Annotated in this window: 14 protein-coding genes; 8 read left to right on the forward strand and 6 right to left on the reverse strand. The window is 66.5% G+C overall.

Annotation, left to right across the window (positions count from 1 at the left end; translation table 11 throughout):
- Positions 1 to 88: 88 nt before the first annotated feature.
- Positions 89 to 1,906: a glutamine--fructose-6-phosphate transaminase (isomerizing) gene (gene glmS, locus VIM12_RS15370; protein WP_331942546.1), complete on the forward strand. Its 1,818-nt coding sequence runs from the start codon at positions 89 to 91 to the stop codon at positions 1,904 to 1,906.
- A gap of 205 nt (positions 1,907 to 2,111) precedes the next feature.
- On the opposite strand, the gene VIM12_RS15375 is transcribed toward glmS, so the two are convergent.
- The gene (locus VIM12_RS15375) at positions 2,112 to 3,707 is read right to left on the reverse strand and encodes a methyl-accepting chemotaxis protein (RefSeq protein ID WP_331942547.1); all 1,596 of its coding nucleotides are present in this window, start codon (positions 3,705 to 3,707) and stop codon (positions 2,112 to 2,114) included.
- A gap of 195 nt (positions 3,708 to 3,902) precedes the next feature.
- Between VIM12_RS15375 and VIM12_RS15380 the strand changes: the two genes are divergently transcribed.
- Positions 3,903 to 4,532, forward strand: a complete 630-nt coding sequence (locus VIM12_RS15380) for a carbonic anhydrase (RefSeq protein WP_331942548.1) — start codon at positions 3,903 to 3,905, stop codon at positions 4,530 to 4,532.
- A gap of 9 nt (positions 4,533 to 4,541) precedes the next feature.
- On the opposite strand, the gene VIM12_RS15385 is transcribed toward VIM12_RS15380, so the two are convergent.
- From VIM12_RS15385 to VIM12_RS15395, 3 genes are all read right to left on the reverse strand, one after another.
- Complete coding sequence (locus tag VIM12_RS15385) at positions 4,542 to 6,812, reverse strand: ATP-binding protein (protein ID WP_331942549.1); 2,271 nt, start codon at positions 6,810 to 6,812, stop codon at positions 4,542 to 4,544.
- A gap of 315 nt (positions 6,813 to 7,127) precedes the next feature.
- On the reverse strand, positions 7,128 to 9,662 hold the full coding sequence (locus tag VIM12_RS15390) for a sensor domain-containing protein (protein ID WP_331942550.1): 2,535 nt from the start codon (positions 9,660 to 9,662) through the stop codon (positions 7,128 to 7,130).
- A 196-nt stretch (positions 9,663 to 9,858) separates the two neighbouring features.
- Positions 9,859 to 10,488 carry an ANTAR domain-containing response regulator gene (locus tag VIM12_RS15395; protein WP_331942551.1) on the reverse strand — a complete coding sequence of 210 codons (630 nt, stop codon included), beginning with the start codon at positions 10,486 to 10,488 and terminating at the stop codon, positions 9,859 to 9,861.
- A gap of 384 nt (positions 10,489 to 10,872) precedes the next feature.
- Between VIM12_RS15395 and VIM12_RS15400 the strand changes: the two genes are divergently transcribed.
- Positions 10,873 to 11,907 (forward strand): GGDEF domain-containing protein, encoded by a 1,035-nt coding sequence (locus tag VIM12_RS15400; RefSeq protein WP_331942552.1) that lies wholly within the window; start codon positions 10,873 to 10,875, stop codon positions 11,905 to 11,907.
- On the opposite strand, the gene VIM12_RS15405 is transcribed toward VIM12_RS15400, so the two are convergent.
- A complete protein-coding gene (locus VIM12_RS15405) occupies positions 11,908 to 12,537 on the reverse strand; it encodes a LysE family translocator (protein ID WP_331942553.1) in 630 nt (209 codons plus the stop codon).
- A 132-nt stretch (positions 12,538 to 12,669) separates the two neighbouring features.
- Here VIM12_RS15405 and VIM12_RS15410 point away from each other — a divergent pair, with 132 nt between their 5' ends.
- The 5 genes from VIM12_RS15410 to icmF all read left to right on the forward strand — a co-directional run bounded on the left by VIM12_RS15410 (position 12,670) and on the right by icmF (position 22,314).
- Positions 12,670 to 13,116, forward strand: coding sequence for an Lrp/AsnC family transcriptional regulator (locus tag VIM12_RS15410; RefSeq protein ID WP_331942554.1), 447 nt, complete (start codon positions 12,670 to 12,672; stop codon positions 13,114 to 13,116).
- Positions 13,117 to 13,118: 2 nt separating this feature from the next.
- On the forward strand, positions 13,119 to 14,054 hold the full coding sequence (locus VIM12_RS15415; protein ID WP_331942555.1) for a LysR substrate-binding domain-containing protein: 936 nt from the start codon (positions 13,119 to 13,121) through the stop codon (positions 14,052 to 14,054).
- Between the two features lie 608 nt (positions 14,055 to 14,662).
- Positions 14,663 to 14,923 carry a hypothetical protein gene (locus VIM12_RS15420; protein ID WP_331942556.1) on the forward strand — a complete coding sequence of 87 codons (261 nt, stop codon included), beginning with the start codon at positions 14,663 to 14,665 and terminating at the stop codon, positions 14,921 to 14,923.
- 314 nt (positions 14,924 to 15,237) lie between these two features.
- Positions 15,238 to 18,807 (forward strand): indolepyruvate ferredoxin oxidoreductase family protein, encoded by a 3,570-nt coding sequence (locus tag VIM12_RS15425; RefSeq protein WP_331942557.1) that lies wholly within the window; start codon positions 15,238 to 15,240, stop codon positions 18,805 to 18,807.
- Between the two features lie 228 nt (positions 18,808 to 19,035).
- Entirely contained in the window at positions 19,036 to 22,314 is a 3,279-nt protein-coding gene (icmF, locus tag VIM12_RS15430) for a fused isobutyryl-CoA mutase/GTPase IcmF (RefSeq protein ID WP_331942558.1), read from the forward strand.
- On the opposite strand, the gene VIM12_RS15435 is transcribed toward icmF, so the two are convergent.
- On the reverse strand, positions 22,315 to 23,013 hold the full coding sequence (locus VIM12_RS15435) for a Crp/Fnr family transcriptional regulator (protein ID WP_331942559.1): 699 nt from the start codon (positions 23,011 to 23,013) through the stop codon (positions 22,315 to 22,317).
- Positions 23,014 to 23,141: the final 128 nt, after the last annotated feature.

A 23,141-nucleotide genomic window follows, 5' to 3' on the forward strand; every position in this document is an offset into this window, starting at 1 on the left:
GTTCAGTTTTCCTGAAATTTCGCAAGCTTATTTCATTTCCTCTCTTCTACGATGACGCCATCTTCACCGACCGTTCAGGGAGTTCACCATGTGTGGCATCGTCGGCGCCGTCGCGCAACGCAATATCACCCCCATTCTCTTGCAGGGCCTCAAGCGGCTCGAGTACCGCGGCTATGACTCCTGCGGCGTCGCGCTGCATATCGACGGCGCATTGAAGCGCTCCCGCAGCACCTCCCGGGTGGCGGACCTGGAGACCCAGGTCGAGAAAGCCGGCCTGAGCGGCTTCACGGGCATCGCGCACACCCGCTGGGCGACCCACGGCGCCCCGGCGTCCCACAATGCCCACCCGCATTTCTCGCGCGAGCGCATTGCGCTGGTCCACAACGGCATCATCGAGAACCATGACGAGTTGCGCGCCGAGCTGACGGCAGCCGGCTACCAGTTCGAAAGCCAGACCGACACCGAGGTCATTGCCCACCTGGTGGACAGCATGTACACCGGCGACCTGTTCGAGACCGTGCAGCAGGCGGTCAAGCGGCTGCACGGCGCATATGCGATCGCGGTCTTCAGCCGCGACGAACCGCATCGCGTGGTGGGCGCGCGCCAGGGTTCGCCGCTGATCGTCGGCGTCGGCAAGGGAGAGAATTTCCTCGCATCCGACGCGATGGCGCTGGCCGGCACCACCGACCAGATCATCTACCTCGAGGAAGGCGACGTCGTCGACCTGCAACTGCAACGCTACTGGGTGGTCGACGCCAGCGGCCGCCCGGCTGAGCGCGAAGTGCGTACCGTGCATGCCCATACCGGCGCCGCCGAGCTGGGCCCGTATCGCCATTACATGCAGAAGGAGATCTTCGAGCAGCCGCGCGCCATCGCCGACACCCTGGACGGCGTCACCGCGATCATGCCGGAGCTGTTCGGCGACAAGGCGTACAACACGTTCAAGAAGATCGACTCGGTGCTGATCCTGGCCTGCGGCACCAGCTTCTATGCCGGCGTCACCGCCAAGTACTGGATCGAGTCGATTGCCCATATCCCCGTCAGCGTGGAGATCGCGAGCGAGTACCGCTACCGCGACAGCGTCCCCAACCCGAATGCGCTGGTCGTCACGATTTCGCAGAGCGGCGAGACCGCCGACACGCTGGCCGCGCTCAAGCATGCGCGGTCGCAGGACATGGTCAACACGCTCACCATCTGCAACGTCGCCACCAGCGCGATGGTGCGCGAGTGCGCGCTGTCCTACATCACGCACGCCGGGGTCGAGGTCGGGGTCGCGTCGACCAAGGCCTTCACCACCCAGCTGACCGCGCTGTTCCTGCTGGCCCTGTCGCTGGCGCAGGTGCGCGGCCACCTGAGCGAGGAGCAGGAGGCGGCACACCTGAAGGCGATGCGCCACCTGCCGGCAGCGGTGAGCGCCGTGCTGGCGCTGGAGCCGCAGATCATCGCCTGGGCGGAGGAATTCTCGCGCAAGGAGAACGCACTCTTCCTCGGCCGCGGCCTGCACTACCCGATCGCGCTGGAAGGCGCGCTCAAGCTCAAGGAAATCTCGTACATCCACGCGGAAGCCTATCCCGCCGGGGAACTGAAGCACGGTCCGCTGGCCCTGGTCACGCAGGAGATGCCGGTGGTGACGGTGGCGCCGAACGATGCGCTGATCGAAAAGCTGAAATCGAACATGCAGGAAGTGCGGGCGCGCGGCGGCCAGCTCTACGTGTTCGCCGATGCCGACTCCCGCATCACGTCAAGCGAGGGCGTGCACGTCATCCGCCTGCCGGAACATTACGGCGCACTCTCGCCCATCCTGCACGTGGTGCCGCTGCAGCTGCTTGCCTATCACACCGCGCTGGCGCGCGGCACCGACGTGGACAAGCCGCGCAACCTGGCGAAGTCGGTGACGGTGGAGTAATCCCCTCCCTGCCGGTGGAATGCCGGCTGGACAACCAGCCCGAAAGCATGGGCCGGCCTGTCACGGGTCGGCCCATGTTATTTGGAAATCCGTCGATGCCCTGCCCGCGCCCCCCGGCTGTTCGTCTGTCCCGGCAATGCAGGGCTACCGCACGGCCGTTTTCCCGGTGCGCACAAGCCCGTAACCGCACACGGCCCGAACCCGGCTATACGCGCACCGATTCAAGTCTGAACACGCTGACCGTCCTGGCAAGGTTTGCCGCCTGGTCCTGCATGGCTCCGGATGCCGCCGCCGCTTCCTCCACCAGCGAGGCATTCTGCTGCGTGGCCTGGTCCATTGCGGATACCGCGCGGTTGATCTGCTCGATGCCGGCGGTCTGTTCCTGGCTGGCGGCGGCAATCTCGGCCATGATGTCGGTGACACGGCGCACGCTCGCGACGATGTCGTGCATGGTTGCGCCGGCATCCTTGACCAGCCTGCTGCCGTTCTCGACCTTTTCCACCGAGTCGCCGATCAGCGCCTTGATCTCCCTGGCTGCGCTGGCGGAACGCTGGGCGAGGCTGCGCACCTCGGTCGCGACCACGGCGAACCCCCGCCCCTGCTCGCCGGCGCGGGCCGCCTCGACCGCAGCGTTCAGCGCGAGGATATTGGTCTGGAAAGCGATGCCATCGATGACGCTGATGATGGCGGCGATCTTGCCCGAGGAGGCGTTGATCTCGTCCATGGTGTCGACCACCTGCGAGACAACGCTGCCGCCTTTCTCCGCGATGCCGGATGCAGCCACCGCCAGCGCGTTGGCCTGCCGCGCATTTTCCGCATTCTGCCTGACCGTCGAGGCGAGCTCCTCCATGGACGACGCGGTTTCCTCCAGCGAGCCGGCCTGCTCCTCGGTACGCGAGGACAAGTCCTGGTTGCCGCTTGCGATCTGCCTGGAGGCAGTGGCGATGAGATCGGTGCCGGCGCGGACTTCCCCGACGATCTTCACCAGGCTGTCGTTCATGGTCTTCAGTGCCAGGAGGAGCTGCCCGGTCTCTTCCGTGGTCCGGACCTCGATCCGGCTGCCGAGGTCCCCCGCCGCGACGGTCTGCGCGATCCGCACGGCCTCGCCGACGGGGACGGTGATGCTGCGCGCGATGTAGGCCGAGCAAAGGACCGACACCAGGAGTGCGGCGACCCCGACGCCAAGCATCAGCGCGATCGCCCGCGACAGGGCGCGATGCCCGTGATTGACGCTTTGCGCGGCAATGTCCTTGTTGAGCCGGACGATCTTCTCCAGCGATTTCTCGGCGCTGGCGGCCAGCGGGACGGCGGCCGCATGCTGCTTGTAGAACTGTTCGAAGAGTTCCGTCTGCGTCTGTACGCTGTCGCTCAGCACGAGGGCGTCGATGGTGGCGCCGAGATCCTTGTCCGCCCGCTTCCATGCATCCCAGTCCGTCAGGAAGGCCTTCCACATTACCGTCTCCTCCGGGGTTTGCGGCAGCGGCTCGTAACGCTTCCATCCTGCGTCGGCAGCCGCCCAGGCCGCCTTCCTCTGCTGGGCGACTTCACTGAACAGCGCCTTCGCCTCGTAGTTGTTCTGGTGGATTGCGGTCCCGATGGTTGCCGCCTGTATCCGCGCATGGGCCTCGCCCAGTGCCAGCAGGCCTTCCACCGACGGCAGGCGTACCTCGCCGATTTCGTCCATGTTGGCGCCGACGCGCGTCACGCCGACGTAACCGGCAAGACCGACGGCCGCCAGGGAAAGCAGCAGGATCGCGGTGAGCGCGGCCAGCTTCCACTTGATTGCAAGATTGTTGAGCATTGCGATTCTCTGTCTAGTTATATCGTTCCGAATGATCGCACAGTTCATTTCCCTTATGAAATAGTCAACCGGCCCGCACCCGGCAGGAGCGGGCGATGGTGTAACATGCGCCCCCGACCGCCGGGCCCGATGCAAGAATGGCCGCAAAAGTAACGCATGCGCCCGGCCGACCGTCATGAATTGAAAGGAAAGCAGATGATTACAGCCCACGCCGCACTCGCCCGCCTGCAGGAAGGCAACCGGCGCTTCATCTCCGGGAGCGGACGCGACCATACCCTCCGCAGCCAGACGCTGCGCAACGAACTGGTGGAGGGCCAGGCGCCGTTCGCGATCATTCTTGGCTGCTCGGACAGCCGGGTGCCGGCGGAGCTGGTGTTCGACCAGGGGCTCGGAGCCCTGTTCGTGATCCGCATCGCCGGCAATATCGTTGCCCCGTCGCAGATCGCCAGCGTGGAATTCGCGGCCGAACGTTTCGGCACGCCACTGGTGGTGGTGCTGGGCCATTCGCGCTGCGGGGCGGTAGCGGCAACGCTGGAACAGATCACGCAGCCGACGCAGAACCAGTCGGTGCACCTGCATTCGATCGTGGAACGCGTGCGCCCGGCGGTCGAGCCGCTGCTGGAGACGGAACTGCGGAACGACCCGGATGCCCTGGTGTGCGCCGCCATCCGCGCCAACGTGCGCATCTCGGCCGACCATCTCCGGCACGGCTCGGAAATCCTCGAGCAACGGATCGCGCAGCGCCAGTTGATGATCGTCGGCGCCGAGTATTCGCTCGAGACCGGCGTGGTGGATTTCTTCGACGGCGTGGACGCGCCCGCCTGAGGGGGGGCGTTATTCCGCCGCGGAGGCGCAGGACTGCCGGTTGCCGGCGCGGCGGACGGCGGCCTGCCTGGCCGCCTGCCCGAGCAAGGTGCGCAGCCGCATGGTGTCCATCGGCTTGACGAAGTAGTCGTCGAAGCCGGCGGCCAGCGACTGCATCCTGTCGCGCTCCTGTCCGTAGCCGGTCAGGGCCACCAGCATCGACGCCCTGGTCGCCGGCAGCGCGCGAAGGCGGCCGGCCAGCGTATTGCCGTCGACGTCGGGCAGGCCAATGTCGAGGATGCAGACTTCCGGCTGCAAGGCCGGCGCCAGCTGCATCGCCTGCGCGGCGCTGGCGGCGACCTCCACCTGATGGCCTGCCGTCTCGAGAAACAGCTTCAGCGTACGGGCCGCGTCCTGGTTGTCGTCCACCAGGAGGATGCGCAACGGCGTGTCCGTGGCGTATGCGGCTGCAACAGGCGGCGAGGCTGTCTCGAGCAGGACGCCCGCATGCTGCGGCAGGCGAACCGCGAAGCGGCTGCCCCTGCCCGGTCCGTCGCTCTCCGCATGCACGCTTCCTCCATGCAGTTCGACCAGCGTCCTGACCAGCGCCAGCCCGAGGCCCAGCCCGCCCTGCGACCGGTCCGAGGTGCGCTCGGCCTGCGCGAACAATTCGAAGACGCGCGCCACGAGGTCGGGCGCCATGCCGATGCCATTGTCGCTGACCGTCAGCCGCACATCCGCCTCGCGCAGGTCCAGGGTCAGGCTGATGCGGCCGTCGTCCGGCGTGTACTTGGCGGCGTTGTTGAGCAGGTTGGCCACGACCTGTATCAGCCGCTTGCGGTCGCCCTTGACGCAGGCGACGCCGGCCGGCTTGCGCACCTCGAGCCGATGGCCGCGGGCCTGCATCAGCGGCGTAACCTGTTCGACCGCGTCGTCGACGATCGCCCGCATGTCCAGCACGTCGGCGGACAGCGTGACCAGGCCACGCGTGACCCGCGAAACGTCGAGCAGGTCGTCGATGAGGCCGGTCATGTGGTCAACCTGTCGCGCGATGATGTCGGAAGTGCTGCGTACCTGCTCACCGCTGAAATGACCGAGCCTGAGCAGCTGGGCGCCGGCGCTGATCGGCGCCAGCGGGTTGCGCAGCTCATGCGCGAGCATCGCCAGGAATTCGTCCTTGCGCTTGTCGGCGTCCCGCAGCTCCTGCTCGGCGCGGTGGTGCTCGGCTTCCTTGTGCTGGAGCGCATCGGCCATGCGGTCGAGGGAGCGCGCCAGATGGCTGATTTCCTCGCGGCCGTAACGGATGCCGGTGCGCGCGTCGAGCGCGCCGGCGGCGATGCGGTCCGCAGTCCGCATGAGCTTGCGCACGCGGCGCACGATCAGGATGTCGCCGACGAACCATGCCGCGGCCAATGCCAGAAGAATGGTTGCGGCAAGGCCGAACAGCGACATCATCTGGTCGCGGCGCGCGGACGCAACGATGTCGTCGCTCGGGATGCCAATGGTCAGCGTGTATTCCGAAATGTCCTTTCCGCCGACCCGCGCGAACGCGTGCAACCGCTGCACCCCGTCCGGTCCGGCAAGCTGCTGCGGCCGCTTGTCGCCGCTGCGCATCGCGGCCAGCATCGCATCCCCGACCTTCCTGCCGAACCATTGCTCGGGATAGGGACGCCTGGAGATGATGCTGCCATCGGCGTCGGTGGTAATCAGGATCGATCCGGGCGGCAGGCTGATATCGCTGACGAAGCGGTCCAGCTCGGTCAGGTCCATGGCGGCGAATACCACCGCGGTCACCCTGTTGTCGCGGTCGATGACCGGATAAGTCAGGTTGATGGTGTGCTTCCCGATCACGCGTCCCAGCACATAGCTGCTGGCGATGAAGCGGCGTTCTTCGATCGCCCTGCGGAAGTGCGGACGGTCGCGCAGGTTCACCGGTCGCGGCGACGGCACCGCGCTGCACCTGACTGTGCCGTCGAGGCCGATCAGGCCGAAATTGGCGTAATGGCTGTTCTTGGCGAGGATGTCGTCCAGCAGGGCCTCGCACTTGCGGTTGTCGGTCACCAGGTCGGGAACGCTGGCGAGGTCGCGCAGGATCTGCCGGGTGGCGGCCAGGGACTGCGCCTCGTTGGCGGCGGCCAGACGTGTCAGCCGCTGCAGGTTTTCCTCGGCGACGCGCACCGCATCCGTGCGGTCCTTCCAGCCGTTAAAAACCGTCATCGCCGCGGTGGGAGCGATTGCCAGCGCCACCAGCAGCATCAGCCGGCTGCGCAGGCTGTTGAATTTGAAAAGACTGACTGCCATCACTCCGCTTTCGTCCGCACCGGAAGACCGAGCCGGCAGCATACCGCGACGCCACCTTCGATGCAGGGATCGCCGTCGGGCCTGCGGTTCCAGCCCTCCGTACGGACGGAACAGGGCGGGTCACGCGGCATCCGAAACTTGAAATCCATGCATCGTCTCTGTCGAGACTGCCGGAAAATACCGTTCCTTCGTCTACCGGGCTGCAAATTCGTTCCCGGAACACACGCCGGTTTGGGCCCGGGTTCGCATTTGACCGCGGCCGCCAGGAAGGGAATGAATAGGCTTGCAAGTCGCGCGGTGCGGGCGCCGGCGGTCTCAATGCAGTTTGTTGAATCCCGCGTCGGGCACGCCGGTGGTCGGATTGATGCGTGACCAGTGGCCGCTCTTCACGAGCTGCTCGAAACGCTCCGCCGGGACCGGCGGGCTGAAGATGAATCCCTGGGCGCCGTCGCAGGCGCGCGACTTGAGGTAGGCAAGCTGCTCCGCTGTCTCGACGCCGCCGGCGACGACCTCGATCCCAAGGTTGTGCGCAAGGCTGATGATGGCGGAGGTGATGGCCGAGTCCTCGCGACGGTGCGGCAGGTGCTCGACGAAGGCCTTGTCGATCTTGAGCGCATCAATGGCGAAATCCTGGAAGTCGCGGAGGGCCGTGGCGCCGGTGCCGAAATTGTCGATCATCAGGCGGATGCCGAGCGCGCGCAGCGCGGCCAGCTGCTCCTTGATTGCGGGATGGCGGGCCAGCATCGATTCCGGCACCTCCAGCGCCAGGCTCGACGGCGCCATTCCGGCGTCGGCGAGAATGGCGGGAATCATCGCCACGAAGCGCGCGTCGCTGAACTGCCGGGCCGAGCAATTGACCGAGAGCCGCAGCTCGGACAAGCCCTGCGACTGCCAGCGGCGGACCTGGTGCGCCGCCTCCCGCAGCGCCCATTCGCCGATCTCGACGATCATCCCGGTCTGTTCGGCGATGGACAGGAAGTCGGCCGGCAGCACGGTCTCGAGTTCGCTCGCATTCCAGCGCAGCAGGGCCTCGACCGTGGCGACCCGCCAGTTGCCGAGGTCGACCTGCGGCTGGTAGTACAGCTCGAACTGCTGATTCTTCAGCGCCGCCCGCAGCGCCGCCTCGCGGTCCCGCTTCCAGCCCTGCTCCGCCCTGGTCATGCCGTTGTAGAGCTGGTAGGTGTGGCGCCCGGCATGCTTGGCCCGGTACAGCGCGAGGTCTGCGCGCTTGAGCAGCTCGACGGAGCTGCCGGCATCCGCCGGATACGTGCTGATGCCGATGCTGGCACCGCTCTGCACCTCCTGCCCCTCCAGCTGGAACGGACGGCCGAGCTCGAGGACCAGCTTGCGCGCCAGCGTCTCCGCCGACTGCGGCTGCGACGCGTCGGCCTGGATCACGACGAACTCGTCGCCGCCCAGGCGGGCCACGAAGTCGGTTTCGCGGATCGACGACACGATGCGCAGCGCGACTTCTTTCAGCAGCAGGTCGCCCGCATGATGGCCGAAGGTGTCGTTGACGTACTTGAACCGGTCCAGGTCGAGCAACAGCAGCGCGAATGGCACGCCGGTGCGCTGCGTCTGCGCCATGGCATTGTGCAGCTGGTTGCTGAAGCTGACCCGGTTCGCCAGCCCGGTAAGGGCGTCATGGCTGGCGAGGAAGCGCGTCTGCTCGTCGGCAAGACGCTCGGCGGTCTGATCGCGCAGGACTTTTGCGAAGCCGTGCAGGCTGCCGTCGTCGCGCCACAGCGGCATGACGGTGCCGGTCGCCCAGAAGCGGGAGCCATCCGCACGGACATGCCATCGGTTGTTTTCCGAGCGTCCGCGCTCACGCGCCTCCCGCAGCTCCCGCACCGGTTCGCCGACGCCGCGGTCCTCGTCGGTGAACAGCTCGGCGCTGTGGGTACCGATGACACTGGCCGCGTCCCGCGCGAAGATGCGCTCCGCGCCGGGGTTCCAGCTGATGATGAAGCCTTCCGCATCGAGCATCATGATGCCGTAGTCGGTGATCCCTTCCAGCATCAGCTGCGCCTCGTCCAGGCCGTGCCGCAACGCGCGTTCGGCGCGCACCGACCGGGAGACGTCGTGAAGAACGACGATGGCGCCCGTCAGGTTTGCCGCTTCGTCGCGCAGCGGCAGCGCGTCGATCCGGAGCCAGGTGCCCTCGCCGTCGCCGCTGCCGGGCATATAGCCCAGCATGCCGTTCACCACATGCCCGTCCAGCGCGCGGCGCAGCGGTCGTTCCTGCTCCGGATAGGCGGTACGCCGGTCCGCCTGCAGCAGGGGCAGCGCGGACAGCGCCTCGCCCGCGGTGACGCTGCCCAGCAACCCGCGGGCGGCGGGATTGGCCAGGATTACGTTTCCCGCGGCATCGGTCAGCACCACCGCCGCGCTCATGTTGTCGAGCACCATCGAAGCAAGCGCCGTCGTCCCCGAGGCTGTCTCCGCCGGCACGGCCCTGTCCGAAGGCGTCCGCAGCAAGGCGAAGTGGACCGTCGTGCCGGCCATCTCCACCGGCACCACCACCAGGGCGACCGTGAGCCAGCTACCGTCACGACGGCGGATGACGAGATCGGGCGCACTGCTGGCGCCGGGCATTGCGGTCTTGCCCGACAGCAGGTCGAGGCTGAGGGAGGAAGCGTTCATCGCGACGGAAACCGGCGCGGCAATCGTGTCGCCGAGCGGCACGCCCAGTATTTCGACCCGGCTCCAGCCGAAGGCGCGTTCCGCCTCGGCGTTCCATTCGACAATCCTGCCATCGGCGTCGATTGCAACCAGCGCATCCCTTGCGTTGTCGACAAGCATGCGGTACAGGTCGTCTGGCGGTGGCGTGTCCGGGAACAAGCGTTTCATCGTTGGCTGGCTGTCTGGCATCGCCTGTGTGACACTGGGTCCGCGCCGGGGTTTCTTCCCGGCGGTCTGTGCAGGGCAAGGACGCAAGCCTGACAAGCCATGTCGCCGGGCAACGTCCCGCACGGCAAGGGAGGATGAGACAGCGCGGTGCGCGATCAGCGCCACGCCAGCCGGCCCCGGTGCGGCGCCATCGAAGTCAGCGCTGGCCGTGCTGGCGGAAGGCCTGGTGCAGGCTGTTGAGAAATTCTTCGGCGTCGAGCAGCCGGGTGGAAATTTCGTTGATCTTGCAGCGGCGCGCCCGCGCGTATTCGCGCAGGACTTCAAAGGCGGTGTCGCGATCGGTCTTGAAACGGGTCATCAGCATGCCCACCGCCATGCTGGTTTCGCGACCGGCTGCGAGCGCCGCCGTCAGGTTCGCTTCACTCCGACGCAAACGCCGGATGTCGTCGGCCCTGGCCAGCGCGGCCTCCACCGCCGGCGCGACCTGGACGGCGTCGATCGGCTTGACCAGATAGCCGACCGCACCATGCGCGGTGGCTTTCTTCACCGTCTCCATCGCGTCCTGCACGGACAGGAACATGAACGGCACGGCGGTTTCCGCCGTCAGGCGCGCGGCCAGGTCGAGTCCCGACATGCCGGGCAGGTTGACGTCGAGCAGGGCAAGATCCGGATCTTCCTGGCGGGCGATCGGAAGGGCCTCCTCGGCGGAGGCCGCCTGCAGCGTGTCATAGCCCGCGTGCTGGAGCACGGTGGAAAGAAGTGCGAGCAGCATCGGGTCATCGTCGACGAGCAGCAGGCGCCGTCGGGCGGGCATCGGGGGCATCATTCGGTTCTCCTCCTCCGCCGGCGCGGAGCGATGACTGATTCTAACGGAAGGCAAAAGACCCGGCGCCACGCGCCTGCCGGCGCCGTGTTGCGACGCAGCGATGCAATGGGCGCGGGGCGCCGCAGTGGTGAGAAAACCCTTGTGCATCAAGACGCTACATTGCTCGAAAGGAATTGACGGGAGGTGTAACAACGCCGTCAATTCGGGATAGAATAGGCACAGCCCGTGCTGTTGAGTGCAGGAAACATCCTGCACGACAGGACGCCGGTTCGCCCCGCGCGAGCGGGTACGACGGACAACACTTTTGCTCCTCATGCTGATCGCATCTCACGCTTTCTCCCGGTTGCACCAAGCTGTTGTCCGCGTCGGACGGGCGCGCTGATCATGGAAGCGCTCCTGAAGCACATGGTCGACATCACGCGTCAGCGCGACCATTCGCTGCTCGACAGTTCCGTCGTGTCGGCGCTGCACGAACTGGTCGGCGCCGAACAGGTCCGGGTGCACGAACTGTTCCGCTTCAGGGACGAGACCTTCATCCGCCCGCGGGTGTGGATCCGCGACGGCAAGGTGGCGACAGCGGAGGACAACGCTGCCGGAGAAAACAGCGGCGAGCCGGTCAGCAAGCTGCCCGTGCTGGTGGAATGCATCCGGGAGCGCGCGGCGAGCGCGGTCGAAGTCGACGCTGCCGGCCGCCACACGCTCTGGCTGCCGGTGTGGCTGAACGACAAGGTCAACACCTGCCTGCAGGTCACCGCGTCGGGGCCTTTCCCGGGTGAGACCCTGCACATGATCGAGGGCATCCTCAGCGTCTACCGCAATTTCCAGAACATCCTCGACTACAGCGAACGGGACTCCCTCACCGGGCTGCTGAACCGCAAGACCTTCGACGAGAAATTCTCCCGCATGCTGTCCTCGGCGCAGCCCGAATCGCCGCAGGACCAGCCGGAACGCCGCCACAGCCCGAACGGCCAGATCGGCCACTGGCTCGCCGTGGTCGACATCGACCATTTCAAGCGCGTCAACGACCAGTTCGGCCACCTGTACGGCGACGAAGTGCTGATCCTGGTGGCCAACCTGCTGCGCTCCTCGTTCCGGGCGCAGGACCGCGTGTTCCGCTTCGGCGGCGAGGAATTCGTCGTACTGCTGCGCGCCACCTGCCTGGACGACGCCCGCAAGATCTTCGAGCGTTTCCGCCGCAACGTCGAACAGCATGTGTTCCCCCAGGTCGGCAGGGTCACCGTCAGTGTCGGCTTCGCCAGCATCTCGAACGAGTCGCCGGTGGTGATCCTCGGGCACGCGGACCAGGCGCTGTACTACGCGAAGGCGACCGGCCGCAACCGGGTCTGTTTCTACGACGAGCTCGTGCAGCGCGGCGAGCTGCGTTCCGAGGTGTCGAACGACACCGTCGAATTCTTCTGATCAGCCGGCTCGCCTGAGCGTCGCCATCATCGCCCCCGCCAGCATCAGCAGGCCGCCGGCCACGCGGTTGCTGCTGCGGACAAATCCCGCGTTTGCCGTGAACCGCTGCGTCTTGCTGCCCAGCCACCCGTACAGGCCGTAGGCGCCGATGTCGAGCAGGATGCAGGTGGCGCCGAACACCAGCATCTGCATTGCCACCGGCCGTGCGGTATCGACGAACTGCGGCAGCAGCGCGACGAAGTACAGCAGCGCCTTGGGATTCGACAGTTCCACCACCAGTCCCTGCCAGAATGCGCGCAGGCCGGTCACCGCCCTGGCGGGGTCCGCGGTCACCGTCATCGCGCTCGCCTTGCTGCGTAGCGCGCCGAGGCCCAGCCAGAACAGGTAGGCGACGCCCGCCCATTTGATCACCGAGAACAGGGTGCCGCTGGCGACGATCAGCGCCGCGACGCCGGTGGCGGACAGGGCGAAGTAAATGGCGTTGGCAACGGCGATGCCGGCCACCGCCCAGTAGGAACGTCGCCAGCCGTTGCTGATGCCCTGTGCGACGACCAGCAACGCGGCCGGCCCCGGCGTGAGGCAGACCACGCCGGTCGTGACGATGAATACCAGATAGGTTTCCCACTGCATGTGCTTCTCCCCTGTTGTTGCGGTTGATGTTTGCCGGAATAGTCTATTAGCCAAAAACCCGGCTTTGAATGGATAATCAAAGGCAAAAGAGCCGGTTCTCCTTGTCTTTCATTTAAATTTTGAGGATTTGCGATGAAGATGGAATTCGACGCGATGGACGCCAGGATCCTGGAGGTGCTGCAGGCGGACGCCCGGACCACGCTGGCGGAAATCGGCCGGCGTATCCACATGAGCCAGCCTGCGGTGGCCGAGCGGGTCCGCCGCATGGAGGCGACGGGCGTGATCGCCGGCTACCATGCGGCAGTCAACCCGGCCGCGCTCGGGTACGGCATCACTGCCTTCATCCGCGTCTCGCGCCGCAGTCACGACACGCCGGTGGAAATAGTCGCGGCGCAGCTGCCGCAGGTGGTCGAATGTCATTCCATCACCGGCGACGACTGCAGCATCGTCAAGGTGGTCGCGTCCTCGGTCGGCGAACTGGAAAAGGTGATCGCCGAGCTGACCCGCTGCGGCGTGACCTCGACATCCCTGATCCTGTCCTCCTCGATTGCCCGCAAGGCGATCCGGCCCGCTGCCTGATCATGGAACTGCGCCAGCTCCGCTATTTCGTCGCCATCGTGGACCACGGCTCGCTGTCGCGCGCCGCGCGCGTGCTGCACGTTGCCCAGCCGGCGCTCACCCAGCAGGTGCAGCAGCTGGAGGACGAGCTCGGCGCGCGCCTGCTGCACCGGTCGGCGCAGGGCGTGCTGGCGACCGATGCCGGCAAGACCTTCTATGAACATGCGCAGGCCATCCTGAAGCAGGTCGGCGACGCCCGCTCCGCCGTGGCGCAGGTGGCGGGCAGACCGGCCGGCACCGTCGCGCTGGGCATCCCGCAAAGCGTCTCCGCGGCGCTCGCCCTGCCGCTGCTGACGGCGGTGCGCAAGCGCTACCCGGAAATCACCCTGCAGCTGACCGAGGAACTGTCGGGCACCCTGATCGACCAGCTGAAGTCGGGCCGCATCAACCTGGCGGTGCTGTTCGACGACGGGCAGCTCAATGCCTTCGCCACCGTGCCGCTGGTCGAGGAAGAGATGCGCTTCATCACCCGCGCCGATTCCCAGTTCGCGCCCGCCGGCAAGACGATTTCGCTGGCGAAGGCGGCGCGCATTCCGCTGATCCTTCCCGGGCTCCAGCACGGCGTGCGCCCGCGCATCGAGAAGCTGGTGCAGGCACAAGGACTGGCGCTCGCCAGTGTCATCGACATCAATTCCGTCGCCATCCTGAAGTCGGCGCTGCTGGCCGACCTCGGCGCCACCATCCTGCCGCCGGCGCCGCTGCTGCCGGAGATCGGGCAGGGACAGCTGACGAGCCTGCGCATCAGCGGCGCGGAAGTCTCGCGCACGATCTCGCTTTGCTCGTCGCGAAACATCCCGCTGACAACCGGAGCGGAGGCGGTGCAGAAGCTGGTGCTGGAAGTGACGAATGGGCTCTGCGGCGACGGCCAGTGGCCGGGGGCGCGTTCGCTCTGCGCTTAGTTCCCGCGGCAGGCGTTGTCGGTCCCATTGTTGTCCGCCGGCCGGCCTTCCACCGCGCATGCGGCGCACCCACTCACTCGTTCGGCCCGCACCGCTCCTGGAAAACGTGCTGCCGGAACCAAACAGGCATCGAATGCCACCGACGGATGGATGCACGGCGACGATGACGAATCGGTCGTCGCGCTACGCCAGCGCACCGTGCCGAAGCCGGCCGGAAGACGACGATTGCCAAAAGAGGATCAACGATGGATAGAGTCAGACCGCCGTTCACTCACGGCGCCGCTGCCGGGCCGTCCACGGCCGACCCCGACCGTGCTGCCCGGCCGCATTCCGCGGACGCGGGTACCGCGTCATCAGCATCGTCGTCAACTGCCCTGCTGCACGCGGCACCCGGCGGCGCTGCTGCCCAGGGGCGCGGTGCGGAGGCATCCTCCGTCGCCCGCAAGTTTGCGGAGAAATGGCTATGCAGATGGAAAGCGCATTCGCTGTTCCATGCTGTCCGCATTCGCCAGTCGCCGGCCACGAAGGTGCCTTTGGAAGCCGGCCAGGATGCGAACAGGGTGGAGCGCCATGCCCAGCGACTGACGAACGAGGTAGAAAAGAATGCAATGCCGACGCTGCTGCGAAACATCGAAAAATTGCTGGGGGTGTGGGATGACCCGGGCAAGTCCCCCAATGAAAGGAACGCAGCGCTCCGCGCATTCAAGAAATACCACGGACATCTTTTTCGATATGCGACCGAGGATGACAGCCAGATCGTCGCGGCGTTGAGGCCGATCAAGCGCCGTCTCGACGACGGGGGGCTTCAGCAGTGTCCGCCTGGCGAGTTGAAGAGGATGCCGTTGACGCATGGGCGGATCCCCGACTGAGCGTTGAGGCCCAGTCTCCGTTGCATGCGCTCGCGCGAGCTGCGCAAGGACGCCCGCGGTGGTGGCATCGCCGGGCTGCGCCAGGCAGCGGGCAGCGGCACGCGGCCGCTCCTGGCGCACCATAAGCCAAGCTTATACCCCCATCCTCATTCCCTATTTGCCGCCTCCGGCCAATCCGCCTACACTCGCTTCATGACATTCCGACCATGGCGGATCGTCATCCGCTACCGCGGTCCGGCAGCCTGTCCTTGCCTCGCCTTACCCGGCGACTACCGACAGGCGCCATCTGAAATCATCAATTTTGGAGACAAGCAATGCAAGCCGATACAGCAGTGGCCACTGCTGGGCAGGCGCCCGCCGACACCGGCGCCCCTGCCCTCGCCCCCGTCAAGCTCGACGACAAATACACTTCCACCTCCGGCAAGATTTTTCTCTCCGGCATACAGGCGCTGGTGCGACTGCCGCTGATGCAGCGCCAGCGTGACCTGGCGGCCGGGCTCAATACCGCCGGATTCATTTCCGGCTATCGCGGCTCGCCGCTGGGCGGACTGGACGAGAACCTCTGGAAGGCGCAGAAGCTGCTCGAAGAGAACCATGTGCGCTTCGTGCCCGGCGTCAACGAGGACCTGGCGGCGACCGCGGTATGGGGTACCCAGACGGTGGATCTGATCGGCCCGGCAAAATACGACGGCGTATTTGCGATGTGGTACGGCAAGGGCCCCGGGGTGGACCGCTGCGGCGACGTCTTCAAGCACATGAACCATGCGGGCACGGCAAGACACGGCGGGGTGCTGCTGGTTGCCGGCGACGACCACGGCGCCTATTCCTCGACGCTGCCGCACCAGTCAGACCATATCTTCTCGGCCTGCATGATCCCGATGCTGTATCCCTGCAACGTGCAGGAATACCTGGACCTGGGGCTGCACGCCTGGGCGATGTCGCGCTATTCCGGCTGCGCGGTCGGCTTCAAGGCGCTGGCCGACACGGTCGAGTCCTCGGCGTCGGTCGATGCCGACCCGTTCCGGCTGCAGATCGCCTACCCGACCGATTTCGTGATGCCCGAAGGCGGGCTCAACACCCGGCTCTCCACCGACACGCTAGGGGTGCAGGCGCGCAAGCAGGAAGCGCTGATGCAGGACTACAAGATCTACGCGGCGCTCGCCTACGCCCGCGCCAACCGCCTCAACCACACCACCATCGACAGCCCGAAGGCGCGGCTGGGCATCATCGCATCCGGCAAGTCCTACCTCGACGTGCTGGAGGCGATGGAGGAGCTGGGCATCGACGAGGCCATGGCGGCATCCATCGGCGTCCGGCTGTTCAAGGTGGCGATGCCCTGGCCCCTCGAGCCGGACAGCGTACGTGAATTCGCGCAGGGCCTGGACGAGATCCTGGTGGTGGAGGAGAAGCGGCAGATCGTCGAGTACCAGCTGAAGGAACAGCTGTACAACTGGCGCGACGACGTGCGCCCGAGGGTGATCGGCAAGTTCGACGAGAAAGGCGAGTGGGTGCATCCGCGCGGCGAATGGCTGCTGTCGTCCAAGGCCGATTTCTCGATCGCGCAGATCGCGCGCGTGATCGCGCAGCGCATCGCCCGCTTCCACACCAGCGACATGATCAAGGCGCGTCTCGCGTTCCTCGAGGCCAAGGACCAGGTGCTGGGCAAGGCGGTGAAGACGCCGCCCCGCCCCGCCTACTACTGCTCCGGCTGCCCGCACAACACCTCGACCAAAGTGCCCGACGGTTCGCTGGCGCTGGCCGGCATCGGTTGCCATGTGATGGCGACCGCGATCTACCCGGAGCACAACAAGCTGACCACCCACATGGGCGGCGAGGGGGCGCCGTGGATCGGCCAGGCGGCGTTCTCGCAGCTGCCGCACGTATTCCAGAACCTGGGCGACGGCACCTATTTCCACTCCGGCTACCTGGCGATCCGCGCGGCGGTCGCCGCCAACGTCAACATCACCTACAAGATCCTCTACAACGATGCGGTGGCGATGACCGGCGGGCAGCCGGTGGACGGCGTCACCTCGGTGCCGATGATCGCGCAGCAGATGGCGGCCGAAGGCGTGCGCCGGATCGCGCTGGTGACCGAGGACATGACGCGCCACGCCGACCGGGCCGGACTGCCGCCCATCGTCACCCTGCATGACCGCAAGGACCTGGACGCGGTGCAGCGCGCGTTGCGCGAAGTGCCGGGGGTGTCGGTGCTGATCTATGACCAGACCTGCGCCGCGGAGAAGCGCCGCCGCCGCAAGAAGGGCGAGTACCCCGATCCGGCGAAGCGGCTGTTCATCAACGAGATGGTGTGCGAAGGCTGCGGCGACTGCGGCGTGCAGTCGAACTGCACGTCCCTGCTGCCGCTGGAGACCGAGTTTGGCCGCAAGCGGGCAATCGACCAGTCCTCGTGCAACAAGGACTATTCCTGCGTCAAGGGCTTCTGCCCCAGCTTCGTCACGGTGGAAGGCGGCACCCTGCGCAAGAGCAAGACCGGCAAATCGAAGGATGCCGCCGGCGACGCCGGCTTCGGCGCACTGCCTGCGCCGGCGCTGCCCGGCTGCGACGCGCCGTACAACATCCTGCTCAACGGCATCGGCGGCACCGGGGTGATCACCATCGGCGCGTTGATCGGCATGGCCGCCCACCTGGAAGGCAAGGGCGTGTCGGTGCTCGACATGACCGGCATGTCGCAGAAAAACGGGTCGGTCACCTCGCACATCCGCATCACGCGCGTGCCGGGCGCGATCCGGGCGCAGCGCATCGCCACCGGCGAGGCCGACCTGGTGCTCGGCTGCGACATGCTGACCGCGGGCGCGCAGGATGCGATCGCCAAGATGCGCGCGGGCCGCACCCGCGCCGTGATCAACATCCACCAGCAGCCGACCGGGCATTTCGCGCAGGACCGCGACTGGCAGTTCCCGTTCGCGGACGTGCAGGCGCTGATCGACGAGTCGGTCGCCGGGCGCGCCGACTATATCGACGCCACCCGGCTAGCCACGGCGCTGATGGGGGACGCGATCGCGACCAACCTGTTCATGCTGGGCTTTGCCTGGCAGAAGGGCGGGCTGCCGCTGTCCGAGCAGGCGCTGCTGCGCGCCATCGAGCTCAACGGCGTGGCGGTCGAGGCCAACAAGCAGAGCTTTGCCTGGGGCCGCCGGGCGGCGGTCGACCTGGCCCGCGTGGAGCGTATTGCCCTGCCTGCCCAGCCGGTCACGCTGCAGATGCCGCAAAGCCTGAACACACTGCTCAAGCGCCGCGTGGCCTTCCTGACCGACTACCAGGACGCGGCGTATGCGGCCCGATACGAAGATCTGGTGACGATGGTGCGCGAACGGGAAAGCGCGCTGGGCCTCGGCGACAAGCTGGCGCAGGCCGTTGCCCGGTCCTACTTCAGGCTGCTGGCGTACAAGGACGAATATGAAGTCGCCCGGCTCTACACCGATGGCCGCTTCGTGGAACAGCTGAAGCAGCAGTTCGATGGCGACTTCCGGCTCACATTCAACCTGGCGCCGCCGCTGCTGGCGAAGAAGGACAGCAAGGGCCGGTTGCAGAAGGCGGAGTACGGCGCCTGGGTATTGCCGTTGTTCCGCCTGCTGGCAAGACTGAGGAAGCTGCGCGGCACCCGTCTCGATCCCTTCGGCTATACCGCCGAGCGGCGCATGGAAAGACAACTGGCCGACGCGTACCGGCAGACCGTGCTGGACCTGCTCGTCGGGCTGCGTCCCGACAACCATGCGCTGGCGCTGAAGATCGCCGCGCTGCCGGAACAGGTGCGCGGATTCGGCCACGTGAAGGAACAGGCGGTCACCCGCTACCAGCAGGAAAGGGAAGCGCTGCTGAAGCAGTTTGCGGCGCCGCAAGCCGGCCTGCCGCACGCCGCGTGACCATCGGGGAGCGGCCGAGGCGGCACGGCGGCTCCCCGGACGCCCGTCGTCCCCGTCGTCCCCGTCGACGCCCCGGACGCGAATAGCGCCGGAATTGTCGGCCGGACGACGGCATTCCGGTTTGACGGCATGTTAGATTGACGTTAACGTAAACGTCATCATTGCCGCAACTGCCGGTTTCTTGACCCTCACCGCCGCCCGGCGCCACGACAGACAAAGAGACAAGCCATGACCGATCTTTCCGAATCCAGGAAACTCACCGAATACAAGCCGGCCAACAAGGTCCGTTTCGTCACCGCCGCCTCGCTGTTCGACGGCCACGACGCCTCGATCAACATCATGCGCCGCATCCTGATGGCCAATGGCGCGGAGGTGATCCACCTCGGCCACAACCGCTCGGTCGACGAGATCGTGACGGCGGCGCTGCAGGAGGATGCGCAGGGCATTGCCATTTCCAGCTACCAGGGCGGCCATGTCGAGTATTTCAAGTACATGATCGACCTGCTGCGCCAGCGCGGCGGCGCGCACATCAAGGTGTTCGGCGGCGGCGGCGGCGTGATCGTGCCGGCCGAGATCGCCGACCTGCACGCCTACGGCGTGAGCCGCATCTTCAGTCCGGAGGACGGCCAGCGCCTGGGCCTGGCGGGCATGATCCTGTCGATGATCGAGGCCTGCGACAGCGACCTCTCCCCCCATGCGCCGACGACGGTGGAAGCGCTCGCGGCCGGCGACATCGCCGCGCGCCACCGCCCGCTGGCCCAGCTCATCACCGCGCTGGAGAACGGCAAGGCGGCGCCCGGGCTGCAGGCGGCGCTGCACAAGCGCGCCGACACCATCACCACTCCGGTGCTGGGCATCACCGGCACCGGCGGCGCAGGCAAGTCGTCGCTGACCGACGAACTGATCCGGCGCATCCGGCTCGACCAGGAGGACGCGCTCAACATCGCGGTGATCTCGATCGACCCGTCGCGCCGCAAGTCCGGCGGCGCACTGCTCGGCGACCGCATCCGCATGAACGCCATCAACCCCTGGAACGGCCAGCCGCGCGTCTTCATGCGTTCCCTCGCCACCCGCGAGGCAGGCTCGGAAATCTCGCAGGCGCTGCCCGACGTGATCGCCGCCTGCAAGGTCGCGGGCTTCGATCTGGTGATCGTCGAGACCTCCGGCATCGGCCAGGGCGACGCCGCCATCGTGCCGCATGTCGACGTGTCCATGTATGTGATGACGCCGGAGTTCGGCGCGGCGTCGCAGCTGGAAAAGATCGACATGCTGGATTTCGCGGATTTCGTCGCGATCAACAAGTTCGACCGCAAGGGTGCGCAGGATGCGTTGCGCGACGTCGCCAAGCAGTACCAGCGCAACCGTGAGCTGTGGATGAAGAAGCCGGACGAGATGCCGGTCTACGGCACCCAGGCGTCGCGCTTTAACGACGACGGCGTGACCGCCCTGTACCAGGGCCTGCTGCCGAAACTGGCGGAACTGGGGCTGAAGACGCAGCCCGGCAAGCTGGCGCCGGTGGGCGTGCGTTTCTCCTCCGGCAAGAATGCCATCGTGCCGCCGGCGCGCAGCCGCTACCTGGCCGAGATCGCCGACACCGTGCGCAACTATCACGCCAGCACCGCGAAGCAGGTGAAGCTGGCGCGCGAGCGCCAGCAACTGCAGGAGGCAGGGCGCATGCTCGCCGCCGCCGGCAGGCCGGTGCAGATCGACGACCTGGTCGCGGAGCGCGACAGCCAGCTCGACGCCGGCGCCCGCAAGCTGCTGGCGATGTGGCCGGACATGCAGGCGGCGTATGCCGGCGACGACTACGTGGTGAAGATCCGCGACAAGGAAATCCGCACGCGGCTCGTGCAGAAAACCCTGTCCGGCACCACCATCCGCAAGGTGTCGCTGCCGAAGTTCGCGGACCATGGCGAGATCCTGCGCTGGCTGATGCTGGAGAACGTGCCGGGCTCCTTCCCGTACACCGCCGGCGTGTTCGCCTTCAAGCGCGAGAACGAGGACCCGACCCGGATGTTCGCCGGCGAGGGCGACGCATTCCGCACCAACCGTCGTTTCAAGCTGGTGTCCGAGGGCATGCCGGCCAAGCGCCTGTCGACCGCGTTCGACTCGGTCACCCTGTACGGCGCGGATCCGGCGCCGCGGCCGGACATCTACGGCAAGATCGGCAACTCAGGCGTGTCGATCGCGACGCTGGACGACATGAAAGTGCTGTACGACGGCTTCGACCTGTGCGATCCGGCGACCTCGGTCTCGATGACCATCAACGGCCCGGCGCCGACCATCCTGGCGATGTTCATGAACACCGCCATCGACCAGCAGATGGACAAGTTCCGCGCCGACAACAAGCGCGAGCCGACCGCCGACGAAGCGCAGAAGATCCGCGCCTGGGTGCTGCAGAACGTGCGCGGCACGGTGCAGGCCGACATCCTGAAGGAAGACCAGGGACAGAACACCTGCATCTTCTCGACCGAGTTCTCGCTGAAGGTCATGGGCGACATCCAGGAATTCTTCGTCCACAACCAGGTGCGCAACTTCTACTCGGTGTCGATCTCCGGGTACCACATCGCCGAAGCGGGCGCGAACCCGATCTCGCAGCTGGCATTCACGCTGTCCAACGGCTTCACCTTCGTCGAGGCCTACCTGGCGCGCGGCATGCACATCGACGACTTCGCCCCCAACCTGTCGTTCTTCTTTTCCAATGGCATGGATCCGGAGTACACGGTGCTGGGCCGGGTGGCGCGCCGCATCTGGGCCGTGGCGATGCGCGACAAGTACGGCGCCAACGAGCGCTCGCAGAAGCTCAAGTATCACATCCAGACCTCGGGCCGTTCGCTGCATGCCCAGGAAATCGACTTCAACGACATCCGCACCACGCTGCAGGCGCTGATCGCGATCTACGACAACTGCAACTCGCTGCACACCAACGCCTACGACGAGGCGATCACCACCCCGACCGACGAGTCGGTACGCCGCGCGCTGGCGATCCAGCTGATCATCAACCGCGAGTGGGGACTGGCGAAGAACGAGAACCCGAACCAGGGCAGCTTCATCATCGAGGAGCTGACCGACCTGGTGGAGGAGGCGGTGCTGCAGGAGTTCGAGCGCATCGCCGAGCGCGGCGGCGTGCTCGGCGCGATGGAGACCGGCTACCAGCGCGGCAAGATCCAGGAAGAGTCGATGCTCTACGAGCACCTCAAGCATGACGGCACGCTGCCGATCATCGGCGTCAACACCTTCCGCAACCCGAAGGGCGACACGATTCCGCAGCAGCTGGAACTGGCCCGCTCGACCGACGACGAGAAGCAGTCGCAGCTGAAGCGCCTGGAGGGCTTCCAGGCGCGCAACGCCGACGGCGCGCCGGCCATGCTGCAGCGGCTGCAGCAGGCGGTGATCGACAACGAGAACGTGTTCGCGGTCCTGATGGACGCGGTGCGGGTCTGCTCGCTCGGCCAGATCAGCAATGCGCTGTTCGAGGTCGGCGGGCAGTACCGGCGGAACATGTGATCAGGAGGTGAAGCGACGCAGTCCTTCGAGGTCGAGCACGGTGATGCCGCCGTACTCGACCCGCACCAGGCCCGCCTCGTGCAGCACCTTCAGCGCACCGTTGACGCGCTGGCGGGAGGCGCCGGCGAGATAGCCGATCTCCTCCTGCGAGATGCGCAGCTGCGGGCTGATGCCGGGGTTCAGGTGCGGGTTGAACAGCGCCGCCAGGCAGCGCGCCAGGCGCGCGGTGGTGTCGAGCATGCGGTCGTACTCGACCAGCGAGATGAACATGCCGAGCCGTTCGTTGAGCAGTTGCATCACGAAGCGGTTGAAACCGATGCTGGTGTCCAGCAGGTTGAGGAAAGTGGCCTTCGGCATCAGCGCCAGCCGGCTGTCGCGCAGCGCAACGACGTCATACTGGCGCGGCGTCTCCTTCAGCAGCGAGCCTTCCCCGAACCAGGCGCCGCTGAGCACCCCGGTGAACGTGATGGTCTTCCCTTCCGGCGATTCGCTGCTCATCTTCAGCAGGCCGTCCATCGTGCCGTACCAGTAGTCGACGCGCTCGCCCTTGCGGCAGACATAGCCGCCGGCGGGAACGAAGCGCTCGAGCGCGGTGGCCTCGACGTGCGCCAGTTGCGCGTCGGTCAGCGCGCCGGCCCAGGCCGCGCCGCGCAACATGTCGGCCAGTGGAAGTGCTGATGCAGGTGCAGATACTGTCATGTTTCTCCGGATTCTTCTTGTGCGCGCCCTGTGCCGGGCGGCTCCTTGCCAATTCTTGCGCATTTTCCCGGGCGGCGCCACGCCGGCATTTGAATGCTGGGATAATCGGCGCACCTTCACCCTTGCAT

The organism is Noviherbaspirillum sp., assembly GCF_036563305.1.
Classification (GTDB): Bacteria; Pseudomonadota; Gammaproteobacteria; order Burkholderiales; family Burkholderiaceae_D; genus Noviherbaspirillum.

What these genes read in the sequence shown, in the direction of transcription:
- glmS (WP_331942546.1), top strand. Translation starts at nt 89, where the DNA reads ATGTGTGGCATCGTCGGCGCCGTCGCGCAACGCAATATCACCCCCATT.
- VIM12_RS15375 (WP_331942547.1), bottom strand. Translation starts at nt 3,707, where the DNA reads ATGCTCAACAATCTTGCAATCAAGTGGAAGCTGGCCGCGCTCACCGCG.
- VIM12_RS15380 (WP_331942548.1), top strand. Translation starts at nt 3,903, where the DNA reads ATGATTACAGCCCACGCCGCACTCGCCCGCCTGCAGGAAGGCAACCGG.
- VIM12_RS15385 (WP_331942549.1), bottom strand. Translation starts at nt 6,812, where the DNA reads ATGGCAGTCAGTCTTTTCAAATTCAACAGCCTGCGCAGCCGGCTGATG.
- VIM12_RS15390 (WP_331942550.1), bottom strand. Translation starts at nt 9,662, where the DNA reads ATGAAACGCTTGTTCCCGGACACGCCACCGCCAGACGACCTGTACCGC.
- VIM12_RS15395 (WP_331942551.1), bottom strand. Translation starts at nt 10,488, where the DNA reads ATGATGCCCCCGATGCCCGCCCGACGGCGCCTGCTGCTCGTCGACGAT.
- VIM12_RS15400 (WP_331942552.1), top strand. Translation starts at nt 10,873, where the DNA reads ATGGAAGCGCTCCTGAAGCACATGGTCGACATCACGCGTCAGCGCGAC.
- VIM12_RS15405 (WP_331942553.1), bottom strand. Translation starts at nt 12,537, where the DNA reads ATGCAGTGGGAAACCTATCTGGTATTCATCGTCACGACCGGCGTGGTC.
- VIM12_RS15410 (WP_331942554.1), top strand. Translation starts at nt 12,670, where the DNA reads ATGAAGATGGAATTCGACGCGATGGACGCCAGGATCCTGGAGGTGCTG.
- VIM12_RS15415 (WP_331942555.1), top strand. Translation starts at nt 13,119, where the DNA reads ATGGAACTGCGCCAGCTCCGCTATTTCGTCGCCATCGTGGACCACGGC.
- VIM12_RS15420 (WP_331942556.1), top strand. Translation starts at nt 14,663, where the DNA reads ATGCCGACGCTGCTGCGAAACATCGAAAAATTGCTGGGGGTGTGGGAT.
- VIM12_RS15425 (WP_331942557.1), top strand. Translation starts at nt 15,238, where the DNA reads ATGCAAGCCGATACAGCAGTGGCCACTGCTGGGCAGGCGCCCGCCGAC.
- icmF (WP_331942558.1), top strand. Translation starts at nt 19,036, where the DNA reads ATGACCGATCTTTCCGAATCCAGGAAACTCACCGAATACAAGCCGGCC.
- VIM12_RS15435 (WP_331942559.1), bottom strand. Translation starts at nt 23,013, where the DNA reads ATGACAGTATCTGCACCTGCATCAGCACTTCCACTGGCCGACATGTTG.